Source organism: Streptomyces vastus, assembly GCF_039532825.1.
GTDB classification, from domain to species: domain Bacteria; phylum Actinomycetota; class Actinomycetes; order Streptomycetales; family Streptomycetaceae; genus Streptomyces; species Streptomyces vastus.
Genome location: NZ_BAAASJ010000002.1, coordinates 126,482 through 141,331 on the forward strand (window position 1 = coordinate 126,482; position 14,850 = coordinate 141,331).

A 14,850-nucleotide genomic window follows, 5' to 3' on the forward strand; every position below is an offset into this window, starting at 1 on the left:
GGTACAAACAACAACATGCCAAGTCGTCGACATTCCGCGGGGCACAGCACGGTGGGCATCTGCCGTACTCGAACACCGGGCGGTGGACGTCCGTCACAGTTCTTCCTCCCTCCGTGTCGTGACGGGCGTAACCAGTGCGCCAGAGAAGGCGGTTCAGTGGCAGGCCCGTTGCCGGGCGGCCGCAGGAGACGTGAACAGGTGCGCGTGCTTCGCTCGCACCCGGCTCTTCAGCCCCGTGGGCCCTCGCCTTCCGGATGTGGGTCAGTCCAATCGCCGAGGCTGCGCCTCGGACGGGCCCGTCAGCGGCTGAGTCCGCTGTCCGAACCAGTCGGTCATGGCCGCGCCGCCCTGCAACCCGAGGCTCAGGAACAGCAGGTGGGGTGAGGTCGCGGAGCCCAGGATGCCGGCTGCCTCGCTGGGTAGGCCCGCCAGTTCGGCCGCCGCCGGCACCACGCCGCCCACGTACAGGACGAGCGCGGAGACCCCCTGCACTCGGATCCGCGCCGGGGACCACCGTGTGCGGGCCCTCCTCGGTGCCCAGCCACGGAGCATGGCGATGCCGAGAGGCAGCAATACCGCGGTGAACAGGCCGATCCAGCACCACAGGAAAATCCTCACGTCCCGCTCCCTTTCCACACTTTCGCAGCGCGAAGTCTGCCCCCGCGCACGATCCGTCGTCACTGCCGGAATCCGGAAGTCTCCGCCCGTCCGGACTGCGCGGGTATCGCAGCCCGCCACCGCGCCGCTCACCTGGTCTGTCAGGGACCGGGCCCGGCGCGACGGGCCCCGCTCCTGTTCAGCGGCAAGGACACCAAGAAGGGCGGCGAAGCGGAAACACGACGAGCCCGCCGAGCCGGACCGGAAGGCTGCTCGGATCGCAGCCGTTCACAAGCTCGGCTACATGACCGAGCAGTTCCCCCAGAGAGCGGCCAGGGCCTCGGGAATCTGTGGGACATCGCCGCAGCCCTGCGGCCCACGGGGGAAACCGTCACTGGCGACGTAGCTCCAGTTCCCTGCGGACGTACTGCGGAAGTACTTCGTGGCGCCGCCCTCGTCCTGCATGCTCACAAGTTCCTCGTACGTGGCACCAGGGGCGGACTCGAAACGGGTGGCGGCGTAGCGGACGCCGCCACACTGGCCGTAGAAGAACTGCCCCGGCACCGGCTGGATATGGGTGAAGCGGGGAAAGCTCCGCTGGTATGCCAGCGTCACAGCGGCCTTCACCGCGTCGGTGGCGGTCAGGTTGTGACAGCCGGAACGGTCTGGGGAGGCGGCGGTTCCGGCGGGAGTGGGGGAAGTCGTCACCCGGGCCGGGGCGGCAGAGGTGCGCGATGGCGTGGGCGTGGTGCCGGCAAATGCCGAGGGCGTGGTGTCGGCAGGGACGTGCGAAGGGGCGCCTGCCGAGGCAGAGGCATTCACGGAAGGCGACGTGGAGGGGGCCCCCGATCCGGCGTGCGAGCCTGACGAATCCTCGCAACCTGTCAGCACCAGGATGCCGCCCATCACCGCCATCACCGACACACCTCTGAGATCGAGCATGGCGAGTCCTCTTCTCCACAGATGAAGCCTCTGCCACGACCTGCGGCAGAGAGTGCGACCGCCGGACGTCCGGCCACCACCCCGTTCCTGGACACGCTGGGCAGCTCTGGGGTTGCAGGGGAGAGGGGCATACGATGGTCTCAATTCCGTATACGCGCCCTGGTCCACCCGTCGGCGACGCCGGGCACAGCATCGACTGGCACATCAACATCGGCTCCACCTCGATCCGCGCCTACCAGCACGCTGCCGGGCCCTGAAGTCCCCGCCACCGACACCGTCCGATGCATCAAGAGGGGCCACACAAAGGCCGGTTCAGGTATGTACGCACCTGGTATCGAGACGGATCCAGATTGTGAGAATGTGGCCCTCGGGCGAAGAGCGCATCGGCTCATGGTGAGGCGCGAGCACTGGTGGAGCGGGGGTAGTCGTGGGGTTGGCCATGTGCCCGTTGTGCAGCGACGACGAGGACATCGAGTTGGTGCGCACTCTCGATGACGGACGTCGGGTCGTCAAGCACCGGTGCGGTTACGAATGGGAGCACCGGCAGCCCACGCCCCCGACGAAAAGGCCGTCGCCGTCCTATTCCTTCAGCGACCTCAAGGCTCGTTTCCCGAAAGCCGAGGACGTCGAGCCCCAGTGGCTGGAACGGGCGGCTCGGCTCAAGTCGCAGTACCTTGCCACCAAGCCGGACTTCGACATTCACGTAGCGGCCTACTGGGCGAAGTACCAGAGGATCTTCTCCCCCGACGGGTTGCGGACGTGTCACCCGAGGGTGCTCAAGGACTTCGCCAATTCCGACGTCGGCGCCCGCCCCGGCAACCAGGCCACCTTCAACTCCGCGTGGAACGACATGGGCGACGCCGCTGCCGGGAAGGCGACCCGCCAGACGATCGCGTACCTCCTGTACGGACCTGATGACGTGCCGCTCGAAGACCGTGTGCAGCATCTGCTGGACGGCACCAAGCCGTTCGCCATGACCGGCTTCAAGGAAGCACTCCTCACGAGGGTTCTCTGCGTCATGCAGTCCGACCGGTTCCTGTCGATCCTCAAGTACACGACGGAGGCGGGCGGCAAGCGCGAGATCGCGCGGATGGTCTACGGACTTGAGCTGCCGGCGCCCGAGTCGGTGAACTGGACTCTCGGGCGGCTGATCCTGTGGAGCAACGACCTCCTCCACACGCTGGCCGGGGATGGCTTCGCCAACCAACAGCACTCCGCCGCGTTCCTATGGTGGGCAAAGGATCAACCCGGCGGGTTCCATTAGGCGAGACTCCGTCGGACGCCGCTGCGAACGGCGCGTTGACGAGTCGTCGCGGACCCCGGCAGCCGGGTCCCTGGATTCCCGGCCGCCGGCCGAGTCGACCGCACCGGCACACTGATCTGCCGGCAGTGCCTGATCAACTCGGCCGAGCAACCATCGTGATCGGACGTTCGACGCCCGCAGAATCGAACAAACGCATACAGTCAGACTTGTGGGCAGCGCGGTTTACTCTTTCGGGCAGTACGAGTTGGACACGGATCGCCGTCGGCTCAGCCGTGACGGGCAGCCGGTCCCTACCGAACCTCAAGCCGTGGATCTGCTCTGCCACCTCGTCGAGCACCGCGACCGCGTCGTGCCCAAGAAGGAGCTTCTCCACACGGTGGGGCGCGGACGCCCGGTCGGCGAGGCCGCGCTCACCCCCTGGCTACGCACCGCCCGCCTCGCGATCGGTGACAACGCCACGCGACAGCAGTTCATTCGCACGGTGCGTGGGCGCGGCTATCAGTTCGTCGCGCGCGTGACGGTGGCCTCCACCACTCTGCCCACCGTCCCCGCCGTTACGGCAGCGGCAGAGGCGGACCACGAGGTCATCCGGTTCTGCCTGTCCGCCGACGGCACCCGCATCGCCTACGCCACCACCGGCGAAGGCCCGCCGTTGGTGAAGACCGCCAACTGGCTGACCCACCTCGACCTCGACCGGACCACCCCGATGTGGGCGCACTGGTTCGACGGTCTCACCCGCGGCCGGCAGCTCATCCGCTACGACGAGCGGGGCTGCGGCCTCTCCGAATGGACCGTGCCCAGCTTCACCCTCGACGACCTGGTCGACGACCTCGACTCCGTGGTCGATGCCGCCGGCCTCGACCGCTTCCCTCTGCTCGGGGTGTCCCAGGGCGGCGCGGTGGCGGTCGCCTACGCCGCGCGCCGTCCCGAGCGGGTCAGCCGGCTGGTCCTCACCGCCGCCTACGCCCGGGGACGGCAGATCCTGGCCGCCGACGACGCTGAGCGCGATGCCGCTCAGGTCGACCTGAACATCGCCCGCGCCGGATGGCGCTCCCAGGACAGCAGTTTCCTGCGCTTCTTCGCCTCCCAGTTCCTCGCCGACGCCACACCCGCGGAATGGGACGCGTTCGCCGCCTACCAACGCCAGACGACCTCGCCTGCCAACGGTCTCCGCTTCCTGGAGGAGTTCACCCGCATCGACGTCTCTGGCATCGCTCACCGGGTGACCTGCCCCACGCTGATCATCCACTCCCGCGACGACGCGCGAGTCCCCGTCACACAGGCCCTGGAACTGGCCACTCTCATCCCCGACAGCCGACTGATCCTCCTCGAAAGCCGCAACCACCTGTTCACCGCCGCCGACCCCGCCTGGCCCACCTTCCTCTCCCACCTCTACAACTTCCTCGCCGAGTAGCCGGCAGACAGACGCGTCCGACGACGGGAGGGTGCGCACCCGGTCCCCGAACCGGTTTCGAGTGCATGTGCTCCAACAACCGATACCCGCTCCGGTAAGGGGAGTTCGTGCCCCGCAGGCGTGGACGGCGGTACGGTCGGTGGAGCGGCCGGCGCTTGGATTTCGCCAGTCGTACTCCGCGATCGTGCTCGACAGCCGGGAGAGGTACCACGGCGGCGCCGCGCGCAGGGGACGAGGCGAAGCCGAAGCCTTCCTGGAGAAGACGCTCAGGGACATCAACGGGCTGGTGCACCAACCGTCTGCGGCCGTCGGGGGCACCCATCGCGCCACCTGCGACAACGTCCTCGCCCGCGTGGAAGACTGGCGCGTCCTTGAGATCGCGCGCTGACGGATGGCGCGAAGGGCCGCCCGGCTTCCGGACGGCCCTTCGGCAAGATCTTCAGTGGTCTTCTGGCAGGGATCTCTCACGTCGGAAGGCCGTTCCGTCATGGTTGTCGACGGTCTTGCCGGGTCCGTGAGCCCGTGGACCTGCACGAATGGTTCGGGAAGAGCGCGTGTGACGCGGTCATCGTTCGCGCAGGTCACGGTTTGACGGAGCTCGGTCCGGCTAGCCGATGACGATGTCGCAGTCGGCCGTCCCGCGGGCGACGATGGTGGCGAAGTCCGCCTGGATGAAGGGGTCGTACGCCTCCGCGGTGAGGGTGCGGGTCGACTTGCGGGGCACCCACTTCCTCCCGGTCGAGTGCCTGACGTCCGACGCGTCCCACGACAGGTCGCAGATCCAGTGGACGTTGCGGCCCGCGGGGCGCGGGTTGGTCGCCTTCGCGTCGATCTTCCAGTTGCCGTCCGCCTTCACGGTGAACGTGATGTCGCCCCGCACGTCGTGGCTGCTGTCGCTCGTCTTGAATTCGACAGACTGCCCGTCCGACGCGACGTGCTTGGTGGTGGCGTTGGCGTGCGCGGGAACCGTTCCCAGCAGCAGGGAGCCCACCCCGACCCCCGTCGCGATCAGCAGCGCCAGCCCCCGCCGCGTCCGGATCTGGCCGGACGTCCTGGTGTTGTCGAGTCGCATGGTGTGTCCTTCTCTCTCGTGTCTCGCGTCTGAGGTGAAGGCCGGGCTGGGGGCGATGTCCGTACGACTGCTCCTCGGCCCGGCACCGTTCAAGCATCGGGCCCGGGGCCACCTTGGCCCGGATTCGAGCCAGAGGGGTGAGAGATGAGGGAGCGTAACGGCACCACCGCCATAGTCATCGGCGCGGGCATGGCGGGTCTGGTGACCGCACGGGTCCTGAGTGACCATGTCGACCGGGTGACGGTACTGGAACGGGACCGCCTGCCGCAGGACGCGGTCACGCGCAGGAGCGTTCCCCAGGGACGTCACGCCCACGTACTGCTGGCCCACGGCCAGCGACTGCTGGACGGCTGGTTCCCGGGTCTCGTCGACGAACTGGTGCAAGCAGGCGCGGTTCCTCTCGACGCCGAGGACCTGGTGTGGCACCAGGCGGGCGCCTACCGGGTACGGACCGACCTCGGCTTTCTCGCGATGTCGATGAGCCGGCCCCTGCTGGAGAGCACGGTCCGCGAGCGGCTCTTGCGGCAACGGTCCAACGTGTCCCTCACCGACGAGGCCGCGGTGGACCGCTTGACCCTGGAGTGCGACCGCGTGGCCGGTGTCCGGGTCGACGGAACCGAGCACCGGGCCGATCTCGTGGTCGACTGCTCCGGCCGCAACACCCGTTTCCTCGACCAGCTGGCCAAAGCGGGATTCCCTGCACCCGAGGTCTCGGCCGTCCGCGTCGACATAGCCTACGGGAGCCGGATCGTGCGGCGGCGACCGGACGATCTCGACGGCACCCTCGCCGTCGTGGTCGACGACCCGACCCGCAGCCACCGTGTGGGCATGATGGTGCCGGTGGAGGGCAACCGGTGGATCATCACCGTATGCTCGTTCCACGGTGATGTGCCCCCGACCGAGCCGGACGAGTACGAGGACTTCGCCCGCTCCCTGCCGTCGCCCGTGATCGCTGACGTCCTCGCCCGGGCCGATGCCTTCACGCCGGTCCTGAGCCATCGGATGCCCACCAGCCGGCGCCGCCGCGTGGAGCGGCTGGAGCGGACCCCGCCGGGGTTCGTGGTGCTGGGGGACGCCATCTGCAGCCTCAACCCCGTCCACTGGCAGGGAATGTCGTCGGCAGCCCTGCAGGCCCGGGCCCTGGGCCAGGCCGTCGAACGCCACGGCCCCGCCTCATCCGCCCTGGCGGGTGACTTCTACCGGCGGGCCGCCAAGGTGGTCGACGTGCCGTGGAAGATCGCAGCAGGGGCCGACTTCGCCGACCCGCGCACCAGCGGGCCCGAGCCGACCGGCACCGACCTCGTCAACCGCTACCTCGACAAGGTGCTCCGGGCCTGTCACACCTCCATCCCGGTGGCCCGCCAGGCTCTACGGGTGCAGAACCTGCTGGCTCGACCGGAGTCACTGATGACCCCGACCATGGTCCTCCGGGTGCTGCTGGCCGCCCGCCGCTTCCCAGCGGAGGTCGAAATGCCCGCCGCGCCCTCGGCCCGCAGGCGGCCTACGGCCTGACCCGAACCCGGCAGCCGGCCGGTTGTCGGCCGCTGAGGTCACTCGGCCAGGAAGGCGTCGATGTGGGACAGGAACTCGTCCCAGGCCGGCTCGAACGCGGTGAGCAGGTGATTACGGCTCTTGAGCAGGACCAGCCGGCTGTCGGGAATGAGAGACGCCAGCTCACTGGCCTGCGAGGCCGGCACCCGCCCGTCGTCACGCGAATGAATGATCAGCGTCGGACACTCCACCCGGTGAGCGATGTCGGACACGTCGATCCGGGCGAACTCCTCCAGGAAGCGAACCCCGTTGGCCGGCGAGGTCGTCCGCCGCTGGAAGTCACTGAACTCCTCCCAGTCCCCCGGCGTGCCCTCGGGCAGGAACTGAGAGGCGAAGACCCGCAGGAAGCTGGGGTCCTGGTGGATCCACCCCACCCGGGCCAGATCCAGGTCGAGGTCCGCCTCCTCGCGCTCGGTCTCGTCCTGCGCCCGCACCTGCCGTCCTCGGGCGTACGCCCCGGCGAGGATCAGCCGGCTCACCCGCTCGGGACGGCGCGCGGCGTAGGCGACCGCCACCGCACCACCCTGGGACACCCCGAGCAGAGGGAAGCGATCGAGCCCCGTGGCCTCGACCACGCTCTCGAGGTCGTCGACCCAGTCGTCGAACGTGAAGCTGGGCACGGCCCGGTCCGAGAGACCGCAGCCCCGCTCGTCGTAGCGGATCAGCTGGCGGTTGCGGGCGAGACCGCCCAGCCAGTGCGACCACACCGGGCTCATCCACTCAAGGTCGAGATGGGTCAGCCAGTTGGCCGCCTTGAGCAACGGCGGGCCCGAGCCGACCGTGGCGTAGGCGATACGGGTACCGTCGTCAGCCCGGCAGAACCGGATGGTCTGACGTCCCGCGCCATTCGGCCCACCCCCTGACATCGCCTCAATGCCGGACCCCAGGACGGACCCGGCGGGCGGACCGGCCCTCGACCCACTCCACGAGCGCGGCCTGCTGGCGATCTGTCCCGCCGTCGAGTACGAGCTCATGTACAGCATTCGCGGCAAGAGCGAAGCCCCCGCCGTGGCCGAATGGCTGCGCGGCTTCGACTACTTCTCCTGTGACGACTGGGTCTTCGACCGCGCACTTGAGGTCCAGCGCGTAGCGATCGAACGCGGCTTCTACCGGGCCCTGTCCCTCCCCGACCTGCTCGTCGCCGCCACCGCCGAGCACAACGACGCCATCGTGCTCCACCACGACGCCGACTACGACATGATCGCAAGCGTCACCGGACAGCGCTGCCAATGGGTTGTGGAGCCCGGAACCGCCGACTAGCCCCAATGCCGTGACTCTGTTGGCGATCTTGTGTGGGGTGCTGACGGGAGGGCTGTGGGGTGCTTCGCTGAGGGTGTGTGGGGTGGCCTCGCACTTCCGGGGCTGTGCAGGGCGCTGCGTACCGCCGGGAGCCCGCAGGTGGCACAGCTCCTGGCCGCCGGAACCTGGCGCCGGCTGGACCGTCGGCCCCGGCTCTGGACCACCACCACACGAAGCAATGTCCGCCGACCCCAACTGCAGATCCTGAGCTTGACCTTGGTACGGCTGCTGGAGGCGGCCGACGACACCCTGCGCGACGAGATCGCGGGAACCCTGCGCGAGTGCGCGGATACCGTCCTGGAGCGTGCACAGGTCCTCCCGTCCCGCTGCGGCCACCGCCAGCCGCAGCCCTACTACACCCCCGTCCTGGCCCTGCGCGACGCGGACGACGCGACCGCCGACGCCCTCGCCGACGAACTCGGCCTGCCCGGACGGCTGCTGACCCACTGGAAGCTGACTCCAAGGGCGGACACCCCGCTCGAGGACGCCGCCGACGCTCTGGCCTGCATCACCGCTCTGGCAGCGCCGGCTGCCGACGCTGCGGCCGCCGTCGCGGCGGCTGTACGGCACCGCCTCACCGCACCGGCGGTGCTGGACCTCGTCGCCGAAGAAGCCGAAGCAGCCGCTGCCGCTGCCCGCCTCGCCCCCAGCTCCGGGGCCGACCCCACCGGCTCCGGCCCGCCTCCCTGGGAACCCGCCCTGGCCGCCCTGGACACCCTGGCAGCCACCGACGCCGCCCTGCGCCCGGCCGCCCTGCTGCTGCGGGCCCGCGCCCCCGAAGGCACCGGGGACTGCGACACCGCCCGCCGACTGGTCACCGCCTGTCTGGAAGCGTCACCCGGCCCGCTGCCCGCCGTCCGCGATGCCGCGGAATACGAGCTGTGCGCCGGCAACTGGACCCGAGCCCACGAACGGCCTCCGCCATCGCCGCGGCGCTCTTGCCGGCCCTCGAAGACCTCCTAGCCCCACCCACCACCGCGGCCGCGGTGTCCCGCAACCAGCCCTGCCCCTGCGGCTCCGGCGCAAGCACAAGGCCTGCTACCGGGCGAAGGACCAGGCAGCACGGCCCCATCGGCTGCCAGAGCGCGCTCCGGCCCTGTATGCCATGCTGGCCACCCACGCCCAGCGGGGCCCCTGGCGCCCATACCTGGACCGCCTTCTCACCTGCGCTCTGGGCGCTCCCGCCGCCGCGAGCCTCTGCACCGACTTCGTCATCTTCGACGGCGGCGCGGCAAAGCAGTTCCTCGCCGACCGCGGGCACCTGTTGCGCGCGGACGAGCGGGAGCTGCTGCGCGGCTGGCTCACCATGCCGCTCGATGTGTACGAGTGCGCCCCGGCGGGTGCGGCCCGGTGACCGACTGTGGCTGCGCAGCCTGGTCGGCGGCCCGCGGCAGCTGGAGCAGCGCGACCGGCTGCTGTCCCTGAGCCTGTCGCGCCTGGACCTGCTCGTCGCCCGACTGCTGCCGGACGGCACCCCGTGGCAGCAGGCGGAGCGGCCAGGGAACGCATCCTGGCGATGCTGGACGACTGCGAGTACCGCCGCCTGCGAGCCGAAGAAGAGGGCAACGACATCCGCGCCCTCCCCGACCCGGTCGAACTGCGCCGCCGTCTCGGCCTTCCGGAGCAGCGCAGACGGTGACCGTGGAGCCGCCCCCGCTGTTCGGATTGCGCAGTCACGCTTCGAAGCCCCAGCCGAGGGCCGCGGTCGCGGTGAGGACATCGGCTTCGCCCCCCGTGATGCTCCCCGTCACCGCAGCAGCCCGAACGTCACCCCCGCCACCACCCCGCCCAGCACCGCTCCCGCCACGACCTGGGCCGGCGTGTGGTCGCGCAGCGCGATGCGGGACCAGCCGACCAGGGCGACCAGGGGGTAGGCGGCCAGCAGCCAGGGGCCGTAGTCGAGGGCGAGGATGGCGACGCTGCCGGAGGAGACGGCGGCGTGGACGGAGATCTTCCAGGCGAAGGTGATGGTCATGAGGATGACCAGAGTGGTGACCATCGCCGAGATGAGCGCGACCATGGCCGACGGGGCGCCCAGGAGGCTCATCAGCACGGTGCCGGTGGTGACCGAGCAGATGATGAAGACCATGACCACGAGCCGCTGCTGCCGCTTGCCGAGGTGACGGTCGGCCCAGGTGCCGCGCCGGACACCGAGCTTGATGAAGAGCACCGGGATGACGGCCGCGAACAGCGCGCCGAACAGCCCCCAGCCGACCCCGGCCAGTCCGTCGGTGTGCCAGCCGACGAGCAGGGTGACGACGACGATCCAGTTCTTCGGCTCGAAGTGGTCGGTGACGAGGCGGGCGGTGCGGGACTCCGGCGGAGCGGCGGGAACGGGTTCGGTGCTGGTCGCTGGTGTGCTGGTCACCGGGGGGCTTTCTGCTGGGAGGCGAGGTCTCTGTCGTGCGCGCTGCGTTCGGACGCGCTGTGTTCGGACGCGCTGTGTTCGGACGCGCTGTGGGCACGGACGAAGTCCCGTACGGTGTCGCCGGCCCGGGCCGCCTGGATCCGCCGCAGCCATTGGGCCTCGGCTTCGAGGTCGAGGGCAGCGTCATCGCCGGCGGAGTCGGTGTCCCAGCGCTGGACGGCGTCGTCGGGAGCGCGGCCCGCGAGCTTGGCGTGGCGGGCGGTCTCGATCCAGCAGGCCTCCGCGAGGTCCCGCCGGGCAGCGGGCACGGCGGCCTCGGCGGCGTCCCGCTGGGCAGCCGAGAGGTACGGCTGGAGGGCGAGGATCGCGTCGCGGATCTCGACGACCCGGCGGTGCAGCCGCATCCGCAGCTCCCGGCGGCGCAGCTCTTCGCCCAGCACGACCTCGGGGACGGCCCCGGTCAGGTCCTGCCACAGGGGGCGCAGCGCGCGCAGGTACCGCCAGTGCCGGGCCGCCCGCCAGGCCACTCCCAAGGCCGGGATCGAGCTGCCGACGAGGATCAGGCCGATGGCGGCGTGCTTCATCGCGTCGGTGACCGCGCTCGCGTCCGCGTCGCTGCCGGGCCCGGCCACCTCGGTGAGGCGCAGTACGAGGTAGACGGCGCGGGTCAGCGCGTACGCCACCCCGGCCGCCGTGCCCGCGCCGAGCAGCCGCAGGCCGGTGCGCAGCCAGCCCGCGCCCGCGTGCCGGCTGGAGCCCCAGAAGAGCCAGGTGGCCATGGCCATCGCGGTGCCCAGGTAGGCGAGCCAGACGAGCAGGTAGGCGGTGGCCGGGACGGACCCGGCGGCGCGGTCGAAGAAGTCCTCGGCCTCGGTCCGGCGCGGTACGAGGCCGAACAGGATGGTCAGCACGGCCAGGGTCGCCCCGACGGCGGCCACCCGGCGCCGTACTCCGGTGCGGCTGTGGGGCCGGGCGATGACGTAGACGAACTCCAGGACGGCCGCCGCCGCCGTGATGCCCAGGTAGTGCTTGAGCAGGGTCGACAGGTTGTTGACGCCGGTGCCGCCGTCGATGGCGTGCATGACGGCCGGGGTGCGCAGGGTCATGGCGAGCGTCAGCGCGGTGAAGGCGACCCACAGGGTGCGCTGTTTCGACGACCGTACGGCCGAGGGGGCACGCCAGAGGGCGACCGTCCACAGCAGGACCAGAACCACGGTGGTCATACGCGCGCCCTCACGATCTGCGGTCTCGGGGGGTGTCTGTGGAGGTGCGGATGGGATGGCCGAGGGCGTCGCCGAGCCGTTCCAGCACGGGGTTCGTGGTGGCCTCGCGGTCGAGGATGCGGTGGCTGAGAATCGTCGCCAGAAGCTCGGCGTCCTTCTCCTCGTTGCCGCTGTAGCTGGTGCGCCCGAGGATGTGCAGCACCTGGTCGAGGTCGATCCCGAGATCGTTGTCGTTGTCTTCGTCGTCCTCGGCGTCCGGCAGCAGCCTGATGGCGTACGCGGGCCGGTCGGTGTCCGGCCCGCCGTGGCCGAGGAGCAGGTGGGCGAGCTCGTGCAGCACGATCTGGAGCTTGTGCAGGGCGCTGGTCGCCGGCTCGTAGAAGATCAGGTCAGCGCTCTCGGTGGCCACCAGAACCCCGCAGGGCATGCTGCTGTCCGGAGCACCCTCCAGCGCGACCAGGCGCAACGGACGGCCACGCTGGGCGGCGATGCCCTCGCACAGGGCGTCGAGGTCGAAGGGGCGCGGGATGGCGACCGCGTCGGCGACGGCCTCGCAGCGGGCGCGGCGGCGCGTGATGTGCATGCGGTCCTCGCTGGCCGGGGAGACCTGGGCTGGCCGGAAGTCCCGGGTGTTCCATGACCTTCCGCCGAAGCGTTGTCCGCCAAACGGAGCGAACGCATTTTCGCGCGAGCCTAGGTGATGGCGTGCGCGTGCTCAAGTCGCCCCGAGCCGGTTGCACCGCACACCGATACGTTCCGGCCACAGACGGCTCGCAGGGCTCGCGCGGCTCGCGGCTCGCAGGTCAGGGTTTCGTGTCCCGCGCGCGGCCGGGCGGCGGCTCCGGCAGCCCCTCCAGCCTGCGCGCCTGGTCGATCACGCCGCGGATCGCCTGGATGCTGCCGGCCGACAGGCCGTTCATGCGCAGCGCGACATCCCGTACGTCACTGTCCTCCAGGATCTTCACCAGCTCCCGCTGGGCCCGGGTCAACTCGACCCGTTCCTTGATCCGGGCGAGCTCGGCGTCGACCCGCTCGGCCACCGCGTCGTCGAAGAAGTAGGTCACGGGGACGCCGAAGTAGCCCGCGATCACGGTGAGGGTGCTGACCTTCGGATCGACGATCTCGCCCTTGCGGATCTTCTGGATCGTGGCGTGCGACACCGTCGGCCCGTCCGGCCCGGCCTTCGTGCGGATCCCCTCGGCGATCTCCATGTAGCTGAGCGGGCCCCGGTCGGCGGGATGGACCGTGCCGATCAGGTGGTCGAGCTTCTGGGCGATGGTGCGCCCGCTCGCCGGACTCCGGCTCTCCACCCGATCACCCCTTGCCGCTGACACCGTCGACATCACTGGTCGCTCATCGCGGCCACACCTTCACTGCGCGCCTTCACTGTGCACCGAAGTTTACGGACGAGGATAGCGGCGCGAGTATGTAAAGTCTGATTGACAAGCCGAAGGCGTGTCGGCATGCTGAGGGAGCGCCCGTAAAACAAAGTAGATGGCGCCGCGTGCGGTCCAAAACGGGGGAACGCATGCGGCGCCCATCTACAACGGGGACGGGCCACGGGGGGACGGGTCCGGGTCGGGAGCACGGGGGAGCTCCCGACCCTGCGTGGTGTGCCCATCATGGGCGATCGCTTGAGGATGTGAAGTCCCCTGGAGGAAGCCCGAGGCGGCACCTGGGTACCGAAGAACACGAACCGGCGCGAACTCCTCCACCTCGCCTTCTCGGTGCGCGAGCAGACCCAGCAGACCCGCAACCGGCTCGCCGGTCTGCTGCTCGTACTGTTCGTGCCCGTCTGGTATCTGGTGATGGACACACTTGCCGCAGGTGAGGTGCTGGACTTCAAGCTGCGCGCGACCGGCTGCTCGTCTTCGCCGGATACCGACAGTCCCCCCTCATCGGCGCCAAGACCCTCGCTATCGCCATGGTCGCCACCGCGACCGCCCTCTACATCGCGCTCACCCGGCTCCTCCGGGTCCTCCAGCCACGCCGACAGAACCAGCAAAAATCCAGCAACCGGAAACCCCGCCCGGATTCAACTACCGAACGGCATAACCTGACCTGCACAAACACTGAGTCGCAGCTCGCGAACCCAGACCTTGAACGTTCCGCCGCAACGTACGGCTCCGGGCATCGAATCGCCCCCTGCCGAGTAGCCGGGAGGGATCTCACCTCCCGGCTCTCACAGAACCGTGCGTAACAGTCGCCCGTTACACGGCTCTTGTCGTTCTGATCATCAGGCCGATACCGCACCCGTGGTCAGGCGCCAGTGCGCGAACATGCGGGGGTATCGCCGGGCGATCTCCTGCATCTTCGCGAGGGCCTTCCGCTTGGCCGTGAGCCGTTTGTACTTCTGGCGGATCCAGCGCACCAGGTAGGCGTTGATGCGCATGGCGAAGGGGATCAGCTCCCACGGCCTGAAGCGGCTGTAGTAGTTGAGCCAGCCCGCCACCACAGGGTTGATCCTGCGGGCGAGCTCCTGGAAGGACAGTTCCGAGCGGGTGTGCAGGTGCCAGGACCGCAGCTCCCGCCCCATCTTCTTCAGGGCGTCCCTGCTGACCGCCGGATCGAACGCCAGGAACAGGTTCCCGTGCCGACTCCGGTTCTTCCTGGCGCGGAATGTGTACCCGAGGAAGGTGAAGGCCGTGTGCTCGTACGAGCCGCGGCGGTGGCCGTCCATGCAGTACATGATCCGGGTCTTGTCCGGGTGCAGCCGCAACCCGACTTCGACCATCCTGTCCGTGAGCGCGGCCAGCACCTGGCGGGCCTGGCGCTCGGTGACGCAGTGCAGCACCGCGTCATCCGCATACCGTTCGAACCAGACGGACGGGAACTCCCGCGCCATCCAGGCATCGAATGCGTAGTGCAGGACCAGGTTCGCCAGGACGGGAGACAGCACGCCCCCAACGCAATGGGCAACTTCTGCTTCGAGGTGACGCTCGGCTACCGCCGACTGGAACTCCTTCCTCGCGCGGAGGGTAAGGGGCGTCACAATGGGTAGTAGGTTTGTGACATGGTGTGTGGTGATCGTGTCGATAGCGTCGAGTACGCCCGGCGGGTCAACGCCGCCGCGGATCTGGCCGGAGCGGGGGTGCCCGCGGCCGCAGCCGCCCGCACGTT

The 14,850-nt window shown here is 69.7% G+C and carries 18 protein-coding genes; 9 read left to right on the forward strand and 9 right to left on the reverse strand.

Annotation, left to right across the window (positions count from 1 at the left end; translation table 11 throughout):
• Positions 1 to 261: 261 nt before the first annotated feature.
• A complete protein-coding gene (locus ABD357_RS01155; RefSeq protein WP_344386841.1) occupies positions 262 to 618 on the reverse strand; it encodes a hypothetical protein in 357 nt (118 codons plus the stop codon).
• 279 nt (positions 619 to 897) lie between these two features.
• A complete protein-coding gene (locus ABD357_RS01160; protein ID WP_344386842.1) occupies positions 898 to 1,305 on the reverse strand; it encodes a hypothetical protein in 408 nt (135 codons plus the stop codon).
• 368 nt (positions 1,306 to 1,673) lie between these two features.
• Here ABD357_RS01160 and ABD357_RS01165 point away from each other — a divergent pair, with 368 nt between their 5' ends.
• The 4 genes from ABD357_RS01165 to ABD357_RS01180 all read left to right on the forward strand — a co-directional run bounded on the left by ABD357_RS01165 (position 1,674) and on the right by ABD357_RS01180 (position 4,605).
• On the forward strand, positions 1,674 to 1,796 hold the full coding sequence (locus ABD357_RS01165) for a hypothetical protein (RefSeq protein WP_344386843.1): 123 nt from the start codon (positions 1,674 to 1,676) through the stop codon (positions 1,794 to 1,796).
• Positions 1,797 to 1,966: 170 nt separating this feature from the next.
• Complete coding sequence (locus tag ABD357_RS01170; protein ID WP_344386844.1) at positions 1,967 to 2,803, forward strand: hypothetical protein; 837 nt, start codon at positions 1,967 to 1,969, stop codon at positions 2,801 to 2,803.
• A gap of 307 nt (positions 2,804 to 3,110) precedes the next feature.
• Positions 3,111 to 4,217, forward strand: coding sequence for an alpha/beta hydrolase (locus ABD357_RS01175; protein WP_425584714.1), 1,107 nt, complete (start codon positions 3,111 to 3,113; stop codon positions 4,215 to 4,217).
• Positions 4,218 to 4,401: 184 nt separating this feature from the next.
• Positions 4,402 to 4,605 (forward strand): hypothetical protein, encoded by a 204-nt coding sequence (locus ABD357_RS01180; protein WP_344386846.1) that lies wholly within the window; start codon positions 4,402 to 4,404, stop codon positions 4,603 to 4,605.
• Positions 4,606 to 4,824: 219 nt separating this feature from the next.
• Here ABD357_RS01180 and ABD357_RS01185 read toward each other — a convergent pair whose 3' ends face one another.
• Positions 4,825 to 5,289, reverse strand: coding sequence for a hypothetical protein (locus ABD357_RS01185; protein WP_344386847.1), 465 nt, complete (start codon positions 5,287 to 5,289; stop codon positions 4,825 to 4,827).
• A 144-nt stretch (positions 5,290 to 5,433) separates the two neighbouring features.
• Here ABD357_RS01185 and ABD357_RS01190 point away from each other — a divergent pair, with 144 nt between their 5' ends.
• Positions 5,434 to 6,801, forward strand: a complete 1,368-nt coding sequence (locus tag ABD357_RS01190) for an FAD-dependent monooxygenase (RefSeq protein ID WP_344386848.1) — start codon at positions 5,434 to 5,436, stop codon at positions 6,799 to 6,801.
• Between the two features lie 38 nt (positions 6,802 to 6,839).
• On the opposite strand, the gene ABD357_RS01195 is transcribed toward ABD357_RS01190, so the two are convergent.
• Entirely contained in the window at positions 6,840 to 7,706 is an 867-nt protein-coding gene (locus tag ABD357_RS01195; protein ID WP_344386849.1) for an alpha/beta fold hydrolase, read from the reverse strand.
• A 7-nt stretch (positions 7,707 to 7,713) separates the two neighbouring features.
• Between ABD357_RS01195 and ABD357_RS01200 the strand changes: the two genes are divergently transcribed.
• The 4 genes from ABD357_RS01200 (at position 7,714) to ABD357_RS01215 (ending at position 9,778) form a co-directional block, all read left to right on the forward strand.
• Positions 7,714 to 8,100 (forward strand): PIN domain nuclease, encoded by a 387-nt coding sequence (locus ABD357_RS01200; RefSeq protein ID WP_344386850.1) that lies wholly within the window; start codon positions 7,714 to 7,716, stop codon positions 8,098 to 8,100.
• Between the two features lie 138 nt (positions 8,101 to 8,238).
• Positions 8,239 to 9,102, forward strand: coding sequence for a hypothetical protein (locus ABD357_RS01205; RefSeq protein ID WP_344386851.1), 864 nt, complete (start codon positions 8,239 to 8,241; stop codon positions 9,100 to 9,102).
• A 142-nt stretch (positions 9,103 to 9,244) separates the two neighbouring features.
• Entirely contained in the window at positions 9,245 to 9,493 is a 249-nt protein-coding gene (locus ABD357_RS01210) for a hypothetical protein (protein ID WP_344386852.1), read from the forward strand.
• A gap of 123 nt (positions 9,494 to 9,616) precedes the next feature.
• Positions 9,617 to 9,778, forward strand: a complete 162-nt coding sequence (locus ABD357_RS01215; protein ID WP_189326597.1) for a hypothetical protein — start codon at positions 9,617 to 9,619, stop codon at positions 9,776 to 9,778.
• 108 nt (positions 9,779 to 9,886) lie between these two features.
• Here ABD357_RS01215 and ABD357_RS01220 read toward each other — a convergent pair whose 3' ends face one another.
• From ABD357_RS01220 to ABD357_RS01240, 5 genes are all read right to left on the reverse strand, one after another.
• The gene (locus tag ABD357_RS01220) at positions 9,887 to 10,507 is read right to left on the reverse strand and encodes a phosphatase PAP2 family protein (RefSeq protein WP_344386853.1); all 621 of its coding nucleotides are present in this window, start codon (positions 10,505 to 10,507) and stop codon (positions 9,887 to 9,889) included.
• The gene (locus tag ABD357_RS01225; RefSeq protein WP_344386854.1) at positions 10,504 to 11,730 is read right to left on the reverse strand and encodes an MAB_1171c family putative transporter; all 1,227 of its coding nucleotides are present in this window, start codon (positions 11,728 to 11,730) and stop codon (positions 10,504 to 10,506) included. The genes ABD357_RS01220 and ABD357_RS01225 overlap by 4 nt, the downstream gene beginning before the upstream one ends.
• Positions 11,731 to 11,740: 10 nt before the next feature.
• Positions 11,741 to 12,313, reverse strand: coding sequence for a hypothetical protein (locus ABD357_RS01230; protein ID WP_344386855.1), 573 nt, complete (start codon positions 12,311 to 12,313; stop codon positions 11,741 to 11,743).
• A gap of 220 nt (positions 12,314 to 12,533) precedes the next feature.
• Positions 12,534 to 13,040, reverse strand: coding sequence for a helix-turn-helix domain-containing protein (locus ABD357_RS01235; protein ID WP_344386856.1), 507 nt, complete (start codon positions 13,038 to 13,040; stop codon positions 12,534 to 12,536).
• A 926-nt stretch (positions 13,041 to 13,966) separates the two neighbouring features.
• The gene (locus tag ABD357_RS01240; RefSeq protein WP_344386857.1) at positions 13,967 to 14,629 is read right to left on the reverse strand and encodes a group II intron maturase-specific domain-containing protein; all 663 of its coding nucleotides are present in this window, start codon (positions 14,627 to 14,629) and stop codon (positions 13,967 to 13,969) included.
• Between the last annotated feature and the right edge of the window lie 221 nt (positions 14,630 to 14,850).

Coding starts and splice junctions, on each gene's coding strand:
- ABD357_RS01165 (WP_344386843.1), top strand. CDS start 1,674: ATGGTCTCAATTCCGTATACGCGCCCTGGTCCACCCGTCGGCGACGCC.
- ABD357_RS01185 (WP_344386847.1), bottom strand. CDS start 5,289: ATGCGACTCGACAACACCAGGACGTCCGGCCAGATCCGGACGCGGCGG.
- ABD357_RS01190 (WP_344386848.1), top strand. CDS start 5,434: ATGAGGGAGCGTAACGGCACCACCGCCATAGTCATCGGCGCGGGCATG.
- ABD357_RS01195 (WP_344386849.1), bottom strand. CDS start 7,706: ATGTCAGGGGGTGGGCCGAATGGCGCGGGACGTCAGACCATCCGGTTC.
- ABD357_RS01200 (WP_344386850.1), top strand. CDS start 7,714: ATGCCGGACCCCAGGACGGACCCGGCGGGCGGACCGGCCCTCGACCCA.
- ABD357_RS01210 (WP_344386852.1), top strand. CDS start 9,245: ATGCTGGCCACCCACGCCCAGCGGGGCCCCTGGCGCCCATACCTGGAC.
- ABD357_RS01225 (WP_344386854.1), bottom strand. CDS start 11,730: ATGACCACCGTGGTTCTGGTCCTGCTGTGGACGGTCGCCCTCTGGCGT.
- ABD357_RS01230 (WP_344386855.1), bottom strand. CDS start 12,313: ATGCACATCACGCGCCGCCGCGCCCGCTGCGAGGCCGTCGCCGACGCG.